We start from the raw sequence: 14,779 nt of genomic DNA on the forward strand, positions 1-14,779 counted from the left end.
CCGTGCGCCTCACCGTCGTCGGCACGCCGGGAGACCGCCGCGTCGCCCTGTTCGCCGCGGCCTGCCGCCGCGCCGGGCTCGCCGAACCGGCGCTCGTGCCCTGGCGGGACGTCCTGCTGGGCCGTCCCTTCACGGTGGACGGGACGCTGCGCGTCGAGTCGCCGGGAGAGGACGCGGAGGTGAACGCGCTGCTACGCGGTCCGGGTGATCCGGCCAGGGTGGGCGGGGGAGCCCGGTGGTACCGGACGTTCCGCGCCGGGCTGGAACGGCTCCGCCCGTACCCGTCCGTCAGCGACATCGACGACATCGCCGTCATGTTCGACAAGCGCGCCGCGCACGCCAGGCTGCTGGCCGCCGGGGTGCCGGTGCCGCCCGCGCTCGGGCCCGTCGCCGGGTACGCGCGGCTGCGCGCACGGATGGCCGAGCGGGGCTGGCACCGGGTGTTCGTCAAGCCCGCGCACGGCTCGTCGGCCTCCGGGGTGATCGCGCTGCGCACCGCGCAGGGCGGCGCGGTCAGGGCGCAGACGTCGGCGGCACGTGAAGGCGACGGCTGGTACAACGCGCTGCGCGTGCGCACCCTCGACACCGAGCCTGAGATCGCCTCCCTCGTGGACGCGCTCGCACCGGACGGCCTGCACGTCGAACGCTGGTTCGCCAAGGCGGGGCTCGCGCAGGAGGGCGTTCGGGACGGCGTAGGCAGGGTGTTCGACCTGCGGGTCGTCGTGGTGGCGGGGGAGCCCACCCACGCGGTGGTCCGCACGGCCGCCGTCCCGATGACCAACCTCCACCTGGGCGGACGGCGCGGGGACCTCGCGGCGGTGCGCGCGGCTATCCCGTGGGCGGAGGCGATGGACGTGTGCGCCCGCGCCGCCTCCTGCTTCCCCGGCAGCACCATGGTCGGGGTGGATCTGCTCGTCGGGGTCGGCATGCGGCGGTTCGCGGTGGCGGAGGTCAACGCGTTCGGCGACCTCCTGCCGGGCCTCGCCGGGCTGCCCGGCACGTCGGCCGAGGGCGGCGACACCTACGACGCGCAGGTCGCCGCCGTGCTGCGCGCGCCGGCGGGTGCCTGAAGTGTCGGCGGCGCCTGGTAGGACTGGGGCGTCCGCCAACCCCGGGAGGTTGCCGATGTGGAACATGCGCGAGGTCGTCGGCACCCACGACATCGTGCTGGTGACGCTCGACACGCTGCGCTACGACGTCGCGGTGAGGCTGGCCGCGCAGGGCCGCACCCCCCGGATGGCCGAGAGGTTCGCCTGGCAGGAGCGGCACGCGCCGGGCAGCTTCACGTTCGCCTCGCACATGGCGATGCTCAGCGGGTTCCTGCCCACGCCCGCCGCGCCGGGCCCACATCCGCGGCTGTTCGCGGGCGCCTTCCCCGGCAGTGAGACGACGGCCGAGGGCACCTGGACGTACGAGCGGGCCGACCTTCCGGCGGGTCTGGCCGCCGCCGGGTACCACACCGTGTGCGTCGGCGGCGTCGGGTTCTTCAACGGGCTGACGCCGCTCGGCTCGGTGCTGCCCGGCATGTTCGCCGAGGCGCACTGGGCGCGCGAGTTCGGGGTGACCGACCCGCGCTGCCTCGACCACCAGATCGATCGCGTCGAGGAGGTGCTGGCGCGGGCGGACGGGCCGGTGTTCCTCCTGCTCAACGTCGCGGCCCTGCACCAGCCGAACCACTTCTACCTGCCGGGCGCCACCGGCGACAGCCTGCGCACGCACGAGGCGGCGCTGGAGTACGTGGACGCGGGGATGGGCCGCCTGTTCACGGCGCTGCGCAGGCCCAGCTTTGTGATCGTCTGCTCCGATCACGGCACCGCATACGGAGAGGACGGATATGTCGGGCATCGCTTGGGGCACGAGGTCGTCTGGACCGTGCCGTACGGGGAGTTCGTGATCACATGACCGTCACCGCCCCCCACACCCCCCTCGCCTACGGCGACTGGTCGTACACCTCGCCTTACGAGTCGTACGTGTACGCCTACCCGCACAAGACGGCCTACCGCCCACTCGACCCCGCGCCCTCCCTCACCGACGTGTGGGCGGGCGAGGACGTCTCCGCGCTGTTCCTCTACCTGCACGTCCCGTTCTGCGAGATCCGGTGCGGCTTCTGCAACCTGTTCACCCGCACCGGCGCGCCCGAGGACCTCACGACCGCCTATCTCGGCGCCCTCGAACGGCAGGCGTCGGCAGTCCTCGAAGCCGTGGAAGGCGCCCGGTTCGCCCTCGCGGCGTTCGGCGGCGGCACCCCCACCTACCTGACGGCCGCCGAGCTGGAGCGGCTCTGCCTGCTCACCCGGCGGCTCACCGGCGGCACGGACGGCGTCGGGGTGCCGCTCGGCGTCGAGACGTCGCCGGGCACCGCCACCCCCGACCGGCTCGCCGTGCTGCGCGCGTTCGGCGCCACCCGGGTGTCGATCGGCGTGCAGAGCTTCGCCGAGGCCGAGGCGCGCGCCGCCGTCCGGCCGCAGAAGGCGGCCGAGGTCGTCGCCGCGCTCGACGCGATCAGGGACGCCGGGTTCCCCGTGCTCAACGTCGATCTCATCTACGGGATCGAGGGGCAGACCGAGCGGTCCTGGATCGCCTCGATCGACCGCGCCCTGGAGTGGGCGCCTGAGGAGCTCTACCTGTATCCGCTGTACGTCCGGCCGAAGACGGGCCTGGACAGGCTCGCCAGGGTCTGGGACGACGAGCGGCTGCGGCTGTACCGGGCCGGGCGGGATCATCTGCTGGCGCTGGGGTACGAGCAGGTGTCGATGCGGATGTTCCGGCGGCCGGGCGGGGGCGGCGGCACCGAGTACTGCTGCCAGGAGGACGGCATGGTCGGGCTCGGCTGCGGCGCCCGCTCCTACACGTCGCGGCTGCACTACTCGTTCGAGTACGCCGTCGAGCAGTCGGCAGTCCGGGCGATCATCGACGACTACGTGCTGGCCGAGGACTTCTCCCGGGCCCGCGTCGGCTTCCGCCTGGACGAGGCGGAGCGTCGCCGTAGGCATCTCCTGCAATCCCTGCTCCAGGCGGACGGCCTTGACGTCGCCGCCTACGCCGCCCGGTTCGGCACCGAGCCCGCCGCCGACTTCGATCTGGCGCCCTTCGCCGCGCGCGGATGGCTGGAGCACGTCCCCGGAAGGCTCGTGCTGACCCCTGAGGGGCTCGCCCATTCCGACGCGCTCGGCCCCGCCCTGTTCTCCCCGGAGGTGCGTACCCTCATGGCCGCCTACACGCCGCGCTGATGCTGACGATCCTCTACCGAGGCCCCCTGGCCAGCTGCGACTACGACTGCCCGTACTGCCCGTTCGCCAAGCGCCGCGACACCCCCGAGCAGCTGCGCGCCGACCGGGCGGCGCTGGCCAGGTTCGCCGCCTGGGTCGCCGCCCGCACCGACGAGACGGCCGTGCTGTTCACGCCGTGGGGCGAGGGCCTCGTCCGGTCCTGGTACCGGGAGACGATGATCGGGTTGAGCCGCCTCCCGCACGTGCGGCGGGTCGCGATCCAGACCAACCTGAGCGGCCGCACCGCGTGGACGGCCCGCGCGGACCTCGACACGCTCGCCCTGTGGACGACGTACCACCCCGGCCAGGTCACGCACGAAAGGTTCCTGGCCAAGAGCCTCGAACTGACGGCGCTGGGCGTGCGGCACAGCGTCGGCGTCGTCGGCGAGCCCGCCCACCTGGAGGCGGCCCGCCGGATGCGCGCCGACCTCGCCACCTCCACCTACCTGTGGATCAACGCGGCCGAGGGACGCACCTACACCGACGCGGAAGCCGCCGCCTGGACGGCCCTGGACCCCCTGTTCTCCTACAGCCGCCACCCACACCCCAGCCTGGGCCTACCCTGCCGCACCGGCCACGACGTCGTCTCCGTCTCCGGCGACGGCACCGTCCGCCGCTGCCACTTCGTAAAAACCCCCCTCGGCAACCTCTACGACAACACCTTCACCCCCTCCCGAACCCCCACCCCCTGCCCCAACACCCTCTGCGACTGCCACATCGGCTACCTCCACCTCGAACCCCTCAACCTCTACGACGTCTTCACCAACGGCCTCCTAGAACGCATCCCCACCCACCTCTGACTCCGTAACGGGGGACGCGGACCCGGCCAACCATGGCGCTCCGGCCCCTGTGCGGGGCGCCACGGCCGGGCTTGGGGCGGTCAGGTTTCCTTTTGGGGGTGGTACTCCTCAGCGGTCAGGCCGAAGGTCCAGGCGACGCCTTCTCGGGCGGTGCGGGTGCGTGGTGGGACGCGCAGGTAGTAGGTGCGGTGGGTGCCGTCGGGTTCCGGGGTGGAGTTGAGCACCTCGACCATGACGACCGGCTCGTCGAAGGGGAGGTCGATCCGCCACAGGGTGCCCGTCTTGTCCTTGTGGACGGGGGCGGCGCCCGTCTCGGCGAGGTAGCGGTCGTAGCCGAAGTGCTCCAGCATGACGCGGCGCAGCTCGGCGTTCTCCTCGTGCAGGATGCGGGCCGCGGTGAGGGTCGCGAGCGAGGCGACGAAGCCGGGCTCGACGGCCATGCCGCGCCAGGCGTGCAGCCCGAACCCGTCGGGGTAGGCGAGCGCGGGGCCCTCGCCGTTGTGGAGGCGGCCCGGCTCGTCCCGGTGCAGCTCCACCGGCCGCTCGGCGACGATCACGAGGCGTGCGCGGGGCCACCACCAGCCCGCCGACGCGGCGACCTCGGCGACGCCGGCGAGCGGCCCGAGCCTGCCCAGCTCGGCGAACAGGGAGAGCCACGGGGCGTCGTGCTGGCCGAGCACCGCGTCCAGCGTGGCCCGGCGCACCAGCGGCCCGTGCTCCTCGCCCGCCCGCTCGCCGATCGCCGCCCTGATCCGCTGGACGAGGCCCTGCACCGGGTCCCAGCGCGGCCCGCCCGTCCGCGCCCACGCTTCGGCGTACCCGCGCGCCCCCAGCTCCGCCGCGACCTCCTGCCGCTGCCGCTCCCAGGGCGCCGAGCGCACCTGTTCGCGGACCGGCGCGCCAGCCTCCAGCGACGGAAGCAGCGCGGCGGCCTCCTGCGGCGTGAGGACGCGCTCGGGCGCCCCCGTAGGCCGCAGCACGCAGGTGCCGGGCCCGAGCAGGGCGAGGAGCGCTGTGCGGGCCTCCGCCGCGAGGCCGGGATCGAGCAGCGCCGTCAGCAGCGCGCCGGTGAGGGGGGAGGGCACCCACAGCACGTGCGCGGGCTCGGTGAGGCCCGCCGCGCGGTAGGCGGCGGCGATCCCGGCCTCGGCGCGGGGACGGTCTGCGGGCAGGGCGGTGAAGGGCATCGTCGGATGGCCGCCGTTTCGTGTGGGGGGTCGGGGGAGGGGGTCAGTCGGCGACGGGCCGGACGGAGCCCGGCACGTACTCGCGCTGCCTGACGATCTGGTACCAGCCCTTGGGCAGCGTGATCGGCGCGTGCTCCTCGTGGACGAGGCGGCCGCCCTCGGGCAGGTGCAGGTGATCCGGGCCCGCGGGGCCGCCCTTGCGGAGCGTGCCGGGACCGGCGAGGGCGTGGGCGTGCCCGGTGGCCTCGCCGAGCGCGAGCACCATGCGGCCCCTGGCGTCGCGCGGGGCCGGAGGCAGTGCGCGGACGGCCTCGGGCACCACGGACTCGGCGATCGGACGGATGAGGATGTCTCCCTGTCGGAACATGATCCGCAAGGTAGCCGCCGCCACTGACAGAATCCGCGCGCCCGCCGCACGCGGGCCCGATCCGGGACGCGCGAAGGCCCCGCGCGGGTGAGCGCGGGGCCTTCGGACGGGCGGGGCGGTCAGGCGGAGGGCAGGACCGAGCCCTGGTACTTCTCCTCGATGAACGCGCGGGTCTCGGGCGAGCGCAGCAGTTCGAGCAGCTTCACGATCTGCGGGTCGGACTCCTTGCCGGCCTTGACGACGAGGCCGTTGGCGTACGGGTTGCCGTCGGCGGACTCCAGCGCGAGCGCGTCCTTGGCGGGGGTGAGCCCGGCCGCGAGCGCGTAGTTGCCGTTGATCACCGCGGCGTCCACGTCCTGGAGGGAGCGGGGCAGCTGGGCCGCCTCCAGCGCCTTGAACTTGAGGTTCTTGGGGTTGGCGGTGATGTCGCGCTCGGTGGCGGTGACGCCGGCGCCGTCCTTCAGCGTGATGACGTCCTGCTGGGCGAGCAGGGCGAGGGCGCGGGCGCCGTTGGTGGCGTCGTTGGGGATGGCGACGGTGGCGCCGTCCTTCAGGGCGGCGAGCGTGTTGGCCTTCTCGGAGTAGACGCCGAGTGGCTCCAGGTGCACGTCGCCGACCCAGGCGAGCTTGAGGCCCTTCTCGGAGGAGAAGTCCTGGAGGTAGGGCTTGTGCTGGAAGAAGTTGGCGTCCAGCTGCCCGTCGTTCAGCGCGAGGTTCGGCTGGACGTAGTCGGAGAACTCCTGGATCTTCAGGTCGATCCCGGCCTTTTCGGCGAGGTTGTCCTTGACGAAGGTGAGGATCTCCCCGTGCGGGGCGGGGCTGGCGCCGACGACGAGCGTGTCGGAGTCCTCGGAGGCGGTGCCGCCGCCGCACGCCGCGGTGAGGGCGAGGGCCGCGGCGGACAGGGCGACGGTGATCTTCTTGAGCACGGGGGTGCTGCCTTTCGGTGCGTTATTTGTGGGACAGGCGCCGGACGACGAGGTCGCCGAGCATCTGGATGACCTGGACCAGCACGATCAGGACCGCCACGCAGGCGATCATGGTGCCGGTCTCGAAGCGGAGGTAGCCGTAGCGGATGGCGAGGTCGCCGAGTCCGCCGCCGCCGATCGCCCCGGCCATGGCCGAGTAGCCGACGAGGGTGATCACGGTGACCGTCATCCCGGCGACGAGGCCGGGCCGCGCCTCGCGCAGCAGGACCTTCCCGACGATCTGCCGCCGGGAGGCGCCCATGGCCCGCGCGGCGGCCACGACGCCCGGGTCCACCTCGCGCAGGGCGGTCTCGGCGAGCCGCGCGTAGAACGGGATGGCGCCGATCGTCAGCGGGACGATCGCGGCGGCGGTGCCGATGGTGGTGCCCACGAGCGCGCGGGTGAGCGGGATCACGGCGATCATGAGGATGATGAACGGGAGCGACCTGCCGATGTTCACCACAAGGCCGAGCACCCGGTTGACGGGCGCGGACGGGGCGAGGCCGCCGCGGTCGGTGAGCACGAGCAGGACGCCGAGGGCGAGCCCGCCGAGCGCGGTGAGGACGGCTGAGACCCACACCATCTGGAGGGTCTCCTGGAGGGCGACGGTCAGGTGGTCGCGCACGCGGCGATCTCCAGGGTGAGGCCGCTCTCGCGCAGGTGCGCGATCTGCGGGGCGTTCAGCTCGGGGGTGCCGGGCAGCTCGATCCTGAGCCGTCCGACGCGGGTGTCGCCGACCTCCTCGATGGAACCGCCGAGCACGTTGACGTCGATCGAGTACGTGCGGGCGAGCGAGGAGATGAACGGTGTGGCGGCGTCGGCGCCGACGAAGGTGACGTCGAGGAGCGTCGTGCCGGGCCGCACGGTCGGCGGGGGCAGTGGGAACAGGCCGCGGGCCAGTTCGGAGCCGGGCGCGGCGAGCAGGTCGAGGACCTTGCCGGACTCGGTGATCCTGCCGTCGCGCATGAGGGACGTGCTGTCGCAGATCCGCTTGACGACGTTCATCTCGTGCGTGATCAGCAGGATGGTGAGGCCGAGTTCGCGGTTGAGCCGGCGCAGCAGGTCGAGGACCGAGTCGGTGGTCTCGGGGTCGAGCGCGCTGGTGGCCTCGTCGGAGAGCAGCACCTTGGGTTCGGCGGCCAGCGCGCGCGCTATCCCGACGCGCTGCTTCTGTCCGCCGGACAGCTGCGCGGGCCTGGCGTGGGCGTGCTCGCTGAGGCCGACGAGTTCGAGGAGCTCGGCGGCGCGGCGCAGCCGGTCGCGCCGGGGCACCCCGATGACCTCCAGCGGGAACGCGACGTTCCCGGTGACGTCGCGGGAGCCGAGCAGCCCGAAGTGCTGGTGGATCATGCCGATGCGGCGGCGCGCGGCGCGCAGCGCGTCCCTGGACAGCGTGAGCAGGTCGGCGCCGTCGATGCGGACGCTGCCGCCGTCGGGGCGCTCCAGCACGTTGACGCTGCGCAGGAGGGTGCTCTTGCCCGCGCCGCTGCGGCCGATCACGCCGTGGATCTCGCCTTCGGCGACGGTGAGGCTGACGCCGTCCAGGGCGGTGACGGCGCGGCCGCGGGCGCGGTACACCTTGGTGAGGTCATGGAGCTCGATCACAGGAGTCTTTCCCGGGGCGCCGCGCGAGGCGGCGGGTGAATGGAGGGCTGGAGTGCGCGGCTCGCGAGGCGAGCGTCAGGGCCTCAACAGCAACACGTGCGCCGACATGCGAAACGCATCGCCCGGTGGGGGCGGCGGCGCATGAGGTCGGCGGTCATGGACATGAGCTAATCACATGACGGACATGTCTGCCAAACCAAAAAGGTAGGAATCGTCGCGCTGCGTGACCTAAGTCACTCGTATGACGTCCCGGGAAAACGCCGAAGGCGGGGCCGGAACGCGGCCCCGCCTTCGGGCGGAGGTGTGACGAACCCGTCAGAGCGTCGGACGGGCGCCCAGGTGGGTGATCGCGCGGGCGGCCAGCCGGTTGCCCGCGGCGAGCGCCTCGGCCGGGGGCTTGCCGTCCAGCCACGCGGGCAGGAAGCCGGCGATGAAGGCGTCGCCCGCGCCGGTGCCGTCGACGACCTTCTCGACCGGGTCGGCGGGCGCCACGATCGGCTCGGGACGGCCGTTGGTGTACCAGAGGGCGCCCTCGTCGCCCATCTTGATGACGACCTGCGGGTACCAGGCGGTGAGGACCTTGGCGGCCAGCTCAGGCTCGTCCCGGCCGGTCAGCGCCTCGGCCTCGGACGTGCTGACGATCAGCAGCTTGGTGCCGTGCGTCCACTCGAAGAACGGCTCGGCGCCCGCGCGCTTGAGCGGCGAGGAGGACGCGCCGTCCACGGAGACCGACATGCCCGCCTTGCCCGCCATCCGCAGCGCGTGCAGCGCGGCGTTGCGCGAACCCTCGTTGAGCAGCGAGTACCCCGAGACGTGCAGGTGCGCGCCGGGCGTGAAGAGGTCGGCCGGGATGTCGTCGGGCAGCAGCGCGCCGTTGGCGCCCGGGTCGGACATCATGGTCCTGTCGCCCTTGTGGGTGATCAGCACGACGCAGGTGCCGGTGGGGCGCTCGGGGTCCATGACCAGCCGGGCGTCCACCCCGTAACCCATGAGCTCCATGTCGCGGTTGCGGCCGTTGATGTCGGAGCCGCGGCGGCCGACAAAAGCCACCTCGACGCCCTCGACGGCGAGCCACGCCGACACGTTGGCGCCGGAGCCGCCGCCGTGCATGGTCACGCTGGCCGGGGTGTCGCTCCCCTTGGCCAGGGGGTAGGCGGCACGGGCCACGGCGTCGGTCATCAGATCGCCGACCACGACCACGCGTGTCATGACGTTGTCACCTCGCTCTTACGACGGCCCTGCCTGGGAACAGACCCGAACCATTGTGCCTGGGCGTGCCGACGACCGTAACAGCTTCGACCCTCGGATTTGGTCTCGAACGCGCAGCGAAACGGGTAACAGCGGGGACCCGTCGGGCGGCCGGTTCACGTGCCCACTCCAGTAAACACCGGAACGGACGGCGCCGAACCGGACCGGTCCGGCCGTGACCCTCACGTGACCGATATTCGTCCGTCGCCTACGCTCGAACCGTGACCGATCATCCGTATCCCGATCACTGGGAAGCCGACGTCGTCCTGTCCGACGGCGGGACCGCCCACCTGCGCCCGATCCGTGCCGGAGACGCGGAGCTGCTGCGGGCTTTCTACTCGCGGGTCTCTGCGGAGTCGATCTACTACAGGTTCTTCTCGCCGCGGCCCCACCTGAGCGACAAGGAGATTCGGCATTTCACCACCGTGGACTATTCCGACCGTGTGGCGTTGATCGCCACGATTGGTCAGCAAATGGTGGGTGTGGTGCGTTATGACCGGACAAAGGATCCCGGACAGGCGGAGGTCGCCTTCCTCGTCGAGGACGCCCATCAGGGCCGCGGCATCGGCTCGGTGCTCCTGGAACACCTCGCCGCCGCCGCGCGCGAGCGGGGCGTCGCCCGGTTCGAGGCCAACGTGCTCCCCGACAACCGGAAGATGAGCAAGGTCTTCAAGGAGGCCGGGTACGCCGCCGTCCAGAGGTTCGAGGACGGGATCATCCAGCTCACCCTGGACCTCTCGCCTACGGAGACGTCCCGCGAGGTCATGGCCGCGCGGGAGCACCGCGCCGAGTCCCGGTCCATCGAACGGCTGCTGCACCCGTCGTCGGTGGCCGTCATCGGCGCCAGCCGGGTTTCCCACAGTGTGGGACAGACGGTCCTGCGCAACCTCCTCGGGGCCGACTTCACCGGGCCGGTCTATCCGGTGCATCCGGAGGCGCACGCCGTCGCGGGAGTGCGCGCCTACAAGGAGATCGCCGAGATCCCCGACAAGGTGGATCTCGCCGTCGTCGCCGTCCCGGCCTCGGCCGTCCAGGACGTGCTCACCCAGTGCGCGGCACAGGGCGTGCACGGCCTCATCGTCGTCTCCTCCGGCTTCGCCGAGACGGGCCAGGAGGGCCGTGCGGCGCAGCAGGAGCTCGTCAGGGTGGCCCGCGCCAATGGCATGCGTGTCGTCGGCCCCAACTGCCTCGGGATCTCCAACACCGACCCCTCGGTCCGCCTGAACGCCACGCTCGCGCCCGTCACCCCCGCGCGCGGCCCCGTCGGCTTCTTCTCGCAGTCCGGCGCGCTCGGCATCGCGATCCTCCAGCGGACGGCGGAGCGCGGCCTCGGCCTGTCCACGTTCGTCTCGGCGGGCAACCGCGCCGACGTCTCCGGCAACGACCTCCTCCAGTACTGGGAAGCCGACCCCTCGACCAACGCGGTGATGCTCCATCTGGAGTCCATCGGCAACCCGCGCAAGTTCACCCGCCTGGCGCGGCGCGTCTCCCGTAGCAAGCCCATCGTGGCGGTGAAGACAGGGCGCTCCCTCCAGGGCGTCCCGCTCGGCCACGCGGTGCGCCGCATCGACCTGCCCGACCACGCGGTGAGCGCGCTGTTCGAGCAGGCGGGCGTGCTGCGGGTGGAGGACCTCGGCGAGATGTTCGACGTGGCCCAGCTGCTCGCCTACCAGCCGCTGCCCGCCGGACGCCGGGTCGCGATCATCGACAACGCCGACTCGCTCGGCCTGCTCGCCCGCGACGCCGCGGCCGTGCACGGGCTCGTCGCCGGGCCGCTCGCCTCCCTGGGGCCGCGCGCGGACGCCGACGACTACGCGCGGGCGCTCACCGCCGCGCTGGAAGACCCGGCCGTCGACGCGGTCGTGGTCCTGTACACGCCGCCCGTCCTGGGCGGGGCGCAGCTCATGCTGTCGGGACGCCGCAGGGCGGAACCCGTCGCGGAGACCATCGCCCGGCTGGCGCGCGGCTCGGACAAGCCGGTCGTGGCGACGTACCTGGGCCAGAAGGGCATGCCGCGCGCCCTGCGGGCGCCCACGCCCGGTGGGGAACCGGGGCCCGGCTCGGTGCCCTCCTACCCGGCCCCGGACGACGCCGTCCGGGCGCTCTCCTACGCCTACCGTTACGCGGCTTGGAGGAGACGCCCTCAGGGCCGCATCCCCGACCTTGACGGGATCGACAAGGAGCGGGCGCGCGGGCTCGTCGAAGGCTGGCTGGCCGAGGGGGAGCGGGGCGACGCCGCAGAGCTGCTGGCCTGCTACGGCGTGCGCGTGGGCGGCGGTCGCGGCGGGATCGCCGTGCACATCGCCACCCAGGAGGACGCGTCCTTCGGCGCCGTCGTGTCGTTCCGCCTCGCCGACGTGGCTGCCGCCCTCCTGGACGACCGCGCCTACCGGCTCGCGCCTCTGACCGAGTTGGAGGCCGCCGACATGGTCCGCGCCATCCGGATGGCGCCGCTTCTGTTCGGCCACCAGGGCTCGGAGAAGGTCGCCGTGGAGGCGCTGGAAGAGCTGTTGATCAGGGTCGCGCTGCTCGCCAACGACCTGCCTGAGGTGGCCCGCCTCGAACTGGAGCCCGTCATGGCAGACGCCGACGGCGTGACCGTCACCGCTGCCCGGATCTCGCTCGCCCCGCCCCCGGGACCCCGCCAGGCCCTGGAGCCCCGCCGGATGTGACGGTCTCCGCGCCCCCCGGCCGGGCTTCCGCGCGGCGCCGGGATGCGCTGAGGGCTCGGTGGGGGCAGGATGGGAGGATGAGGGAAACCCGAGCGAGGGACGACCAGTCGGGGACGGCGGGGTTGCGCGGCGCCATCGAGCGCAGCGGCTACTATCCGGAGCTCGTCGCCGGCGCGGTGGAGTCCGCACTGGGCAAGGAAGACGTTCTGGCCTATGTGGTCCACCACGAGGCGGCGTTCGATCCCGGGATGGAAGTCCGCAGGCACGTCACCGTGCTTGTCCTTACCGCCAACCGGCTGCTGTTCTGCCACACCGACGAGCACCCGCCGAGCGACCTCGTGCCGCAACCGCACTGCTCGACCACCACCGAGGCCGTCAGGCTCGACCGGATCTCCTCCGTCGCCGTCACCCGCGTGGTGCCGCGGCCGGAGCGGTACGTGCCGGGCGTCCCGCCGACGGAGGTCGTGCTCACCCTGAACTGGGGCGTGAACTCCCGCATCGACCTGGAGCCCGCGGGCTGCGGCGACGAGAACTGCGACGCCGACCACGGCTACACCGGCGCCGTCACGTCCGACGACCTGTCCCTGCGGGTGAGCGAGGCGGCCGACGGCGCGGAGGCCGTCACCCAGGTCCTGGCGTTCGCCGAGGCCCTGACGGCGGTGACGACGGCATGACGGGCGGGCCCGAGGCGCCGCCCGTCCCCGGCTACGGCCAGACCGCCCTGGCCGACCTGTCCACCTCGGTGCTCGGCGCGCTCGGCGTGCCGGGCGCCGCCAACGTGCTCGACCTGCCAGAGCTGCCGCGCGCCTGCGTGCTCGTCATCGACGGCATGGGCTGGGAGCTGCTGAAGGCGCATCCGGAGGACGCGCCCTTCCTCAGTTCCCTTCCGGGCCGCCCCCTGACGGCGGGCTTCCCGGCCACCACGGTGACGAGCCTCAGCTCGCTGGCCACGGGCCTGCCTCCGGGCGAGCACGGCATGGTCGGCCTGCAGGTCGCCGTCCCCGGTGAGGGAAGGCTCCTCAACTGCCTGCGCTGGGACAACGGCCAGACCGATCCCGAGTCCTTCCAGCCGCGCCGCACCGTCTACGCGCGCGCCGCCGACGCGGGCGTCGCCTCCAGCTACATCGCGGCGGGCGCCTACAACGGCACCGGGTTCAACAGCGCCATCACCCGTGGCGTGAACTACGTGCCCGCCGACAGCCTGGGCCAGCTCGTCGCGCGCGCGGAGGAGGCGTTGGAGGGCAAGCGCGCCCACGTCACCGTGTACCACTCCGATCTGGACACCTCCGGCCACATGTACGGCGCGGGCTCCAAGACGTGGCGTTACCAGCTCCGGTTCGTCGACCTGCTGGCCGAGCGGATCGCCGAGATCCTGCCCGCGGGCACCGGCCTGTACGTCACGGCCGACCACGGCATGACCAACCCGACCGACCGGGTGAACGTCGCCGAGCACCCCTCGCTCGGCCAGGGCGTCGCCCTGCTCGGCGGGGAGGCGCGGGCCCGGCACGTCTACACCGAGGAGGGCGCCGCCGCCGACGTGCTCGCCGCCTGGACCGAGGTGCTGGGCGACCGCGCCTGGGTGATGTCCCGCGAGCACGCGATCGCGACGGGCTGCTTCGGGCGCGTCGCTCCGGAGATGCTGCCGCGCATCGGAGACGTCGTCGCCGTCGCGCGCGGCGATCTGGCGATCCTGGGCACCGACCCCTTCGAGGGCCTCCTCGTCGGCATGCACGGCTCGCTCGTGCCCGAGGAACAGCTGGTGCCGCTGCTGTGGACGACGCGATGAGCTCGGGACATACGCCCCTCCCCGAAAGGGACGGCAGGGGTCACACTGACGATGTGCGGCCCCTCATCGACGCGCGGAGCCTCGCCCGTGTCCGCGCAGACGCAGTCATCCTCGACGTCCGCTGGCGGCTGGCCGGGCCGCCGGGCCGGGAGTCCTACCGTGCCGGGCACGTGCCGGGCGCGGTGTTCGTCGACCTGGACACCGAGCTGGCGGGCCCGCCCGGCCGGGGCGGCAGACACCCGCTGCCCGCGCCCGAGGCGTTCCAGGAGGCGATGCGGCGCGCCGGGGTGTCCCGGGGGTCCCTCGTGGTCGTCTACGACGACGCGGACGCCACCAGCGCCGCCCGCGCCTGGTGGTGCCTGCGCTACTTCGGGCACGAGCGCGTCCGCGTCCTGGACGGCGGCCTGAACGCCTGGACGCGGGCGGGCCTGCCGGTCGAGACCGACGAGCGGCACCCGGCGCCCGGCGACTTCACCGCGCGGCCGGGCTGCCTGCCCGTCGTGGACGCGGACGGCGCCGCGGTGCTGGCCAAGGCCGGGGTGCTGCTGGACGCCAGGGCGGCCGAGCGGTTCCGCGGCGAGGTCGAGCCGGTGGACCCGGTGGCGGGCCACATCCCGGGCGCGGTGAACGCGCCTACCTGGGCGAACGTGGGCGGCGACGGCAGGTTCCTGGCGCCGGGGGTGCTGCGCGAGCGGTTCGCGGCGCTGGGCGCGACGGACGCCGCCGACATCGCCGTCTACTGCGGTTCGGGCGTGACGGCGGCGCACGAGGTCCTCGCGCTGACGCTCGCGGGGGTGCCCGCCGCCCTGTATCCGGGCTCGTGGTCGGACTGGGTGCGCGATCCGGCCCACCCCGTGGCCACCGGCGGCTAGGACGG

General features: G+C 73.1%; 14 protein-coding genes. 8 read left to right on the plus strand and 6 right to left on the minus strand.

Annotated features, from left to right (window positions below; translation table 11 throughout):
• Positions 1-2 precede the first annotated feature (2 nt).
• The 4 genes from LO762_RS22035 (at position 3) to LO762_RS22050 (ending at position 4,069) form a co-directional block, all read left to right on the plus strand.
• On the plus strand, positions 3-1,070 hold the full coding sequence (locus LO762_RS22035) for an STM4014 family protein (RefSeq protein ID WP_230617763.1): 1,068 nt from the start codon (positions 3-5) through the stop codon (positions 1,068-1,070).
• A 64-nt stretch (positions 1,071-1,134) separates the two neighbouring features.
• Positions 1,135-1,902, plus strand: coding sequence for an STM4013/SEN3800 family hydrolase (locus LO762_RS22040; RefSeq protein WP_374201589.1), 768 nt, complete (start codon positions 1,135-1,137; stop codon positions 1,900-1,902).
• Complete coding sequence (locus LO762_RS22045; RefSeq protein ID WP_230617765.1) at positions 1,899-3,230, plus strand: STM4012 family radical SAM protein; 1,332 nt, start codon at positions 1,899-1,901, stop codon at positions 3,228-3,230. The genes LO762_RS22040 and LO762_RS22045 overlap by 4 nt, the downstream gene beginning before the upstream one ends.
• On the plus strand, positions 3,230-4,069 hold the full coding sequence (locus LO762_RS22050) for an STM4011 family radical SAM protein (RefSeq protein ID WP_230617766.1): 840 nt from the start codon (positions 3,230-3,232) through the stop codon (positions 4,067-4,069). The genes LO762_RS22045 and LO762_RS22050 overlap by 1 nt, the downstream gene beginning before the upstream one ends.
• Before the next feature lie 80 nt (positions 4,070-4,149).
• On the opposite strand, the gene LO762_RS22055 is transcribed toward LO762_RS22050, so the two are convergent.
• The 6 genes from LO762_RS22055 to LO762_RS22080 form a co-directional block, all read right to left on the minus strand.
• A complete protein-coding gene (locus LO762_RS22055) occupies positions 4,150-5,256 on the minus strand; it encodes a DUF6745 domain-containing protein (protein ID WP_230617767.1) in 1,107 nt (368 codons plus the stop codon).
• 43 nt (positions 5,257-5,299) lie between these two features.
• Positions 5,300-5,623, minus strand: coding sequence for a hypothetical protein (locus LO762_RS22060; RefSeq protein ID WP_230617768.1), 324 nt, complete (start codon positions 5,621-5,623; stop codon positions 5,300-5,302).
• Between the two features lie 119 nt (positions 5,624-5,742).
• Positions 5,743-6,552: a MetQ/NlpA family ABC transporter substrate-binding protein gene (locus LO762_RS22065; RefSeq protein ID WP_230617769.1), complete on the minus strand. Its 810-nt coding sequence runs from the start codon at positions 6,550-6,552 to the stop codon at positions 5,743-5,745.
• Between the two features lie 22 nt (positions 6,553-6,574).
• Positions 6,575-7,174 carry a methionine ABC transporter permease gene (locus tag LO762_RS22070; RefSeq protein WP_230618001.1) on the minus strand — a complete coding sequence of 200 codons (600 nt, stop codon included), beginning with the start codon at positions 7,172-7,174 and terminating at the stop codon, positions 6,575-6,577.
• 26 nt (positions 7,175-7,200) lie between these two features.
• Positions 7,201-8,196, minus strand: a complete 996-nt coding sequence (locus tag LO762_RS22075; protein WP_230617770.1) for a methionine ABC transporter ATP-binding protein — start codon at positions 8,194-8,196, stop codon at positions 7,201-7,203.
• 315 nt (positions 8,197-8,511) lie between these two features.
• A complete protein-coding gene (locus LO762_RS22080; RefSeq protein ID WP_230617771.1) occupies positions 8,512-9,405 on the minus strand; it encodes a carbohydrate kinase family protein in 894 nt (297 codons plus the stop codon).
• Between the two features lie 260 nt (positions 9,406-9,665).
• Here LO762_RS22080 and LO762_RS22085 point away from each other — a divergent pair, with 260 nt between their 5' ends.
• The 4 genes from LO762_RS22085 to LO762_RS22100 all read left to right on the plus strand — a co-directional run bounded on the left by LO762_RS22085 (position 9,666) and on the right by LO762_RS22100 (position 14,774).
• The gene (locus LO762_RS22085; protein ID WP_230617772.1) at positions 9,666-12,116 is read left to right on the plus strand and encodes a GNAT family N-acetyltransferase; all 2,451 of its coding nucleotides are present in this window, start codon (positions 9,666-9,668) and stop codon (positions 12,114-12,116) included.
• A gap of 77 nt (positions 12,117-12,193) precedes the next feature.
• Positions 12,194-12,790: a DUF5998 family protein gene (locus LO762_RS22090; RefSeq protein WP_230617773.1), complete on the plus strand. Its 597-nt coding sequence runs from the start codon at positions 12,194-12,196 to the stop codon at positions 12,788-12,790.
• A complete protein-coding gene (locus tag LO762_RS22095; protein WP_230617774.1) occupies positions 12,787-13,902 on the plus strand; it encodes an alkaline phosphatase family protein in 1,116 nt (371 codons plus the stop codon). Before LO762_RS22090 ends, LO762_RS22095 begins: the two co-directional genes overlap by 4 nt.
• Positions 13,903-13,955: 53 nt before the next feature.
• Entirely contained in the window at positions 13,956-14,774 is an 819-nt protein-coding gene (locus LO762_RS22100) for a sulfurtransferase (protein WP_230617775.1), read from the plus strand.
• The last annotated feature ends 5 nt before the right edge of the window (positions 14,775-14,779 follow it).

Origin of the sequence: Actinocorallia sp. API 0066 (assembly GCF_020991275.1) — a bacterium.
Taxonomy (GTDB): Bacteria; Actinomycetota; Actinomycetes; order Streptosporangiales; family Streptosporangiaceae; genus Actinocorallia.

What these genes read in the sequence shown, in the direction of transcription:
- LO762_RS22045 (WP_230617765.1), top strand. Translation starts at nt 1,899, where the DNA reads ATGACCGTCACCGCCCCCCACACCCCCCTCGCCTACGGCGACTGGTCG.
- LO762_RS22070 (WP_230618001.1), bottom strand. Translation starts at nt 7,174, where the DNA reads ATGGTGTGGGTCTCAGCCGTCCTCACCGCGCTCGGCGGGCTCGCCCTC.
- LO762_RS22080 (WP_230617771.1), bottom strand. Translation starts at nt 9,405, where the DNA reads ATGACACGCGTGGTCGTGGTCGGCGATCTGATGACCGACGCCGTGGCC.
- LO762_RS22055 (WP_230617767.1), bottom strand. Translation starts at nt 5,256, where the DNA reads ATGCCCTTCACCGCCCTGCCCGCAGACCGTCCCCGCGCCGAGGCCGGG.
- LO762_RS22040 (WP_374201589.1), top strand. Translation starts at nt 1,135, where the DNA reads ATGCGCGAGGTCGTCGGCACCCACGACATCGTGCTGGTGACGCTCGAC.
- LO762_RS22090 (WP_230617773.1), top strand. Translation starts at nt 12,194, where the DNA reads ATGAGGGAAACCCGAGCGAGGGACGACCAGTCGGGGACGGCGGGGTTG.
- LO762_RS22095 (WP_230617774.1), top strand. Translation starts at nt 12,787, where the DNA reads ATGACGGGCGGGCCCGAGGCGCCGCCCGTCCCCGGCTACGGCCAGACC.
- LO762_RS22060 (WP_230617768.1), bottom strand. Translation starts at nt 5,623, where the DNA reads ATGTTCCGACAGGGAGACATCCTCATCCGTCCGATCGCCGAGTCCGTG.
- LO762_RS22050 (WP_230617766.1), top strand. Translation starts at nt 3,230, where the DNA reads ATGCTGACGATCCTCTACCGAGGCCCCCTGGCCAGCTGCGACTACGAC.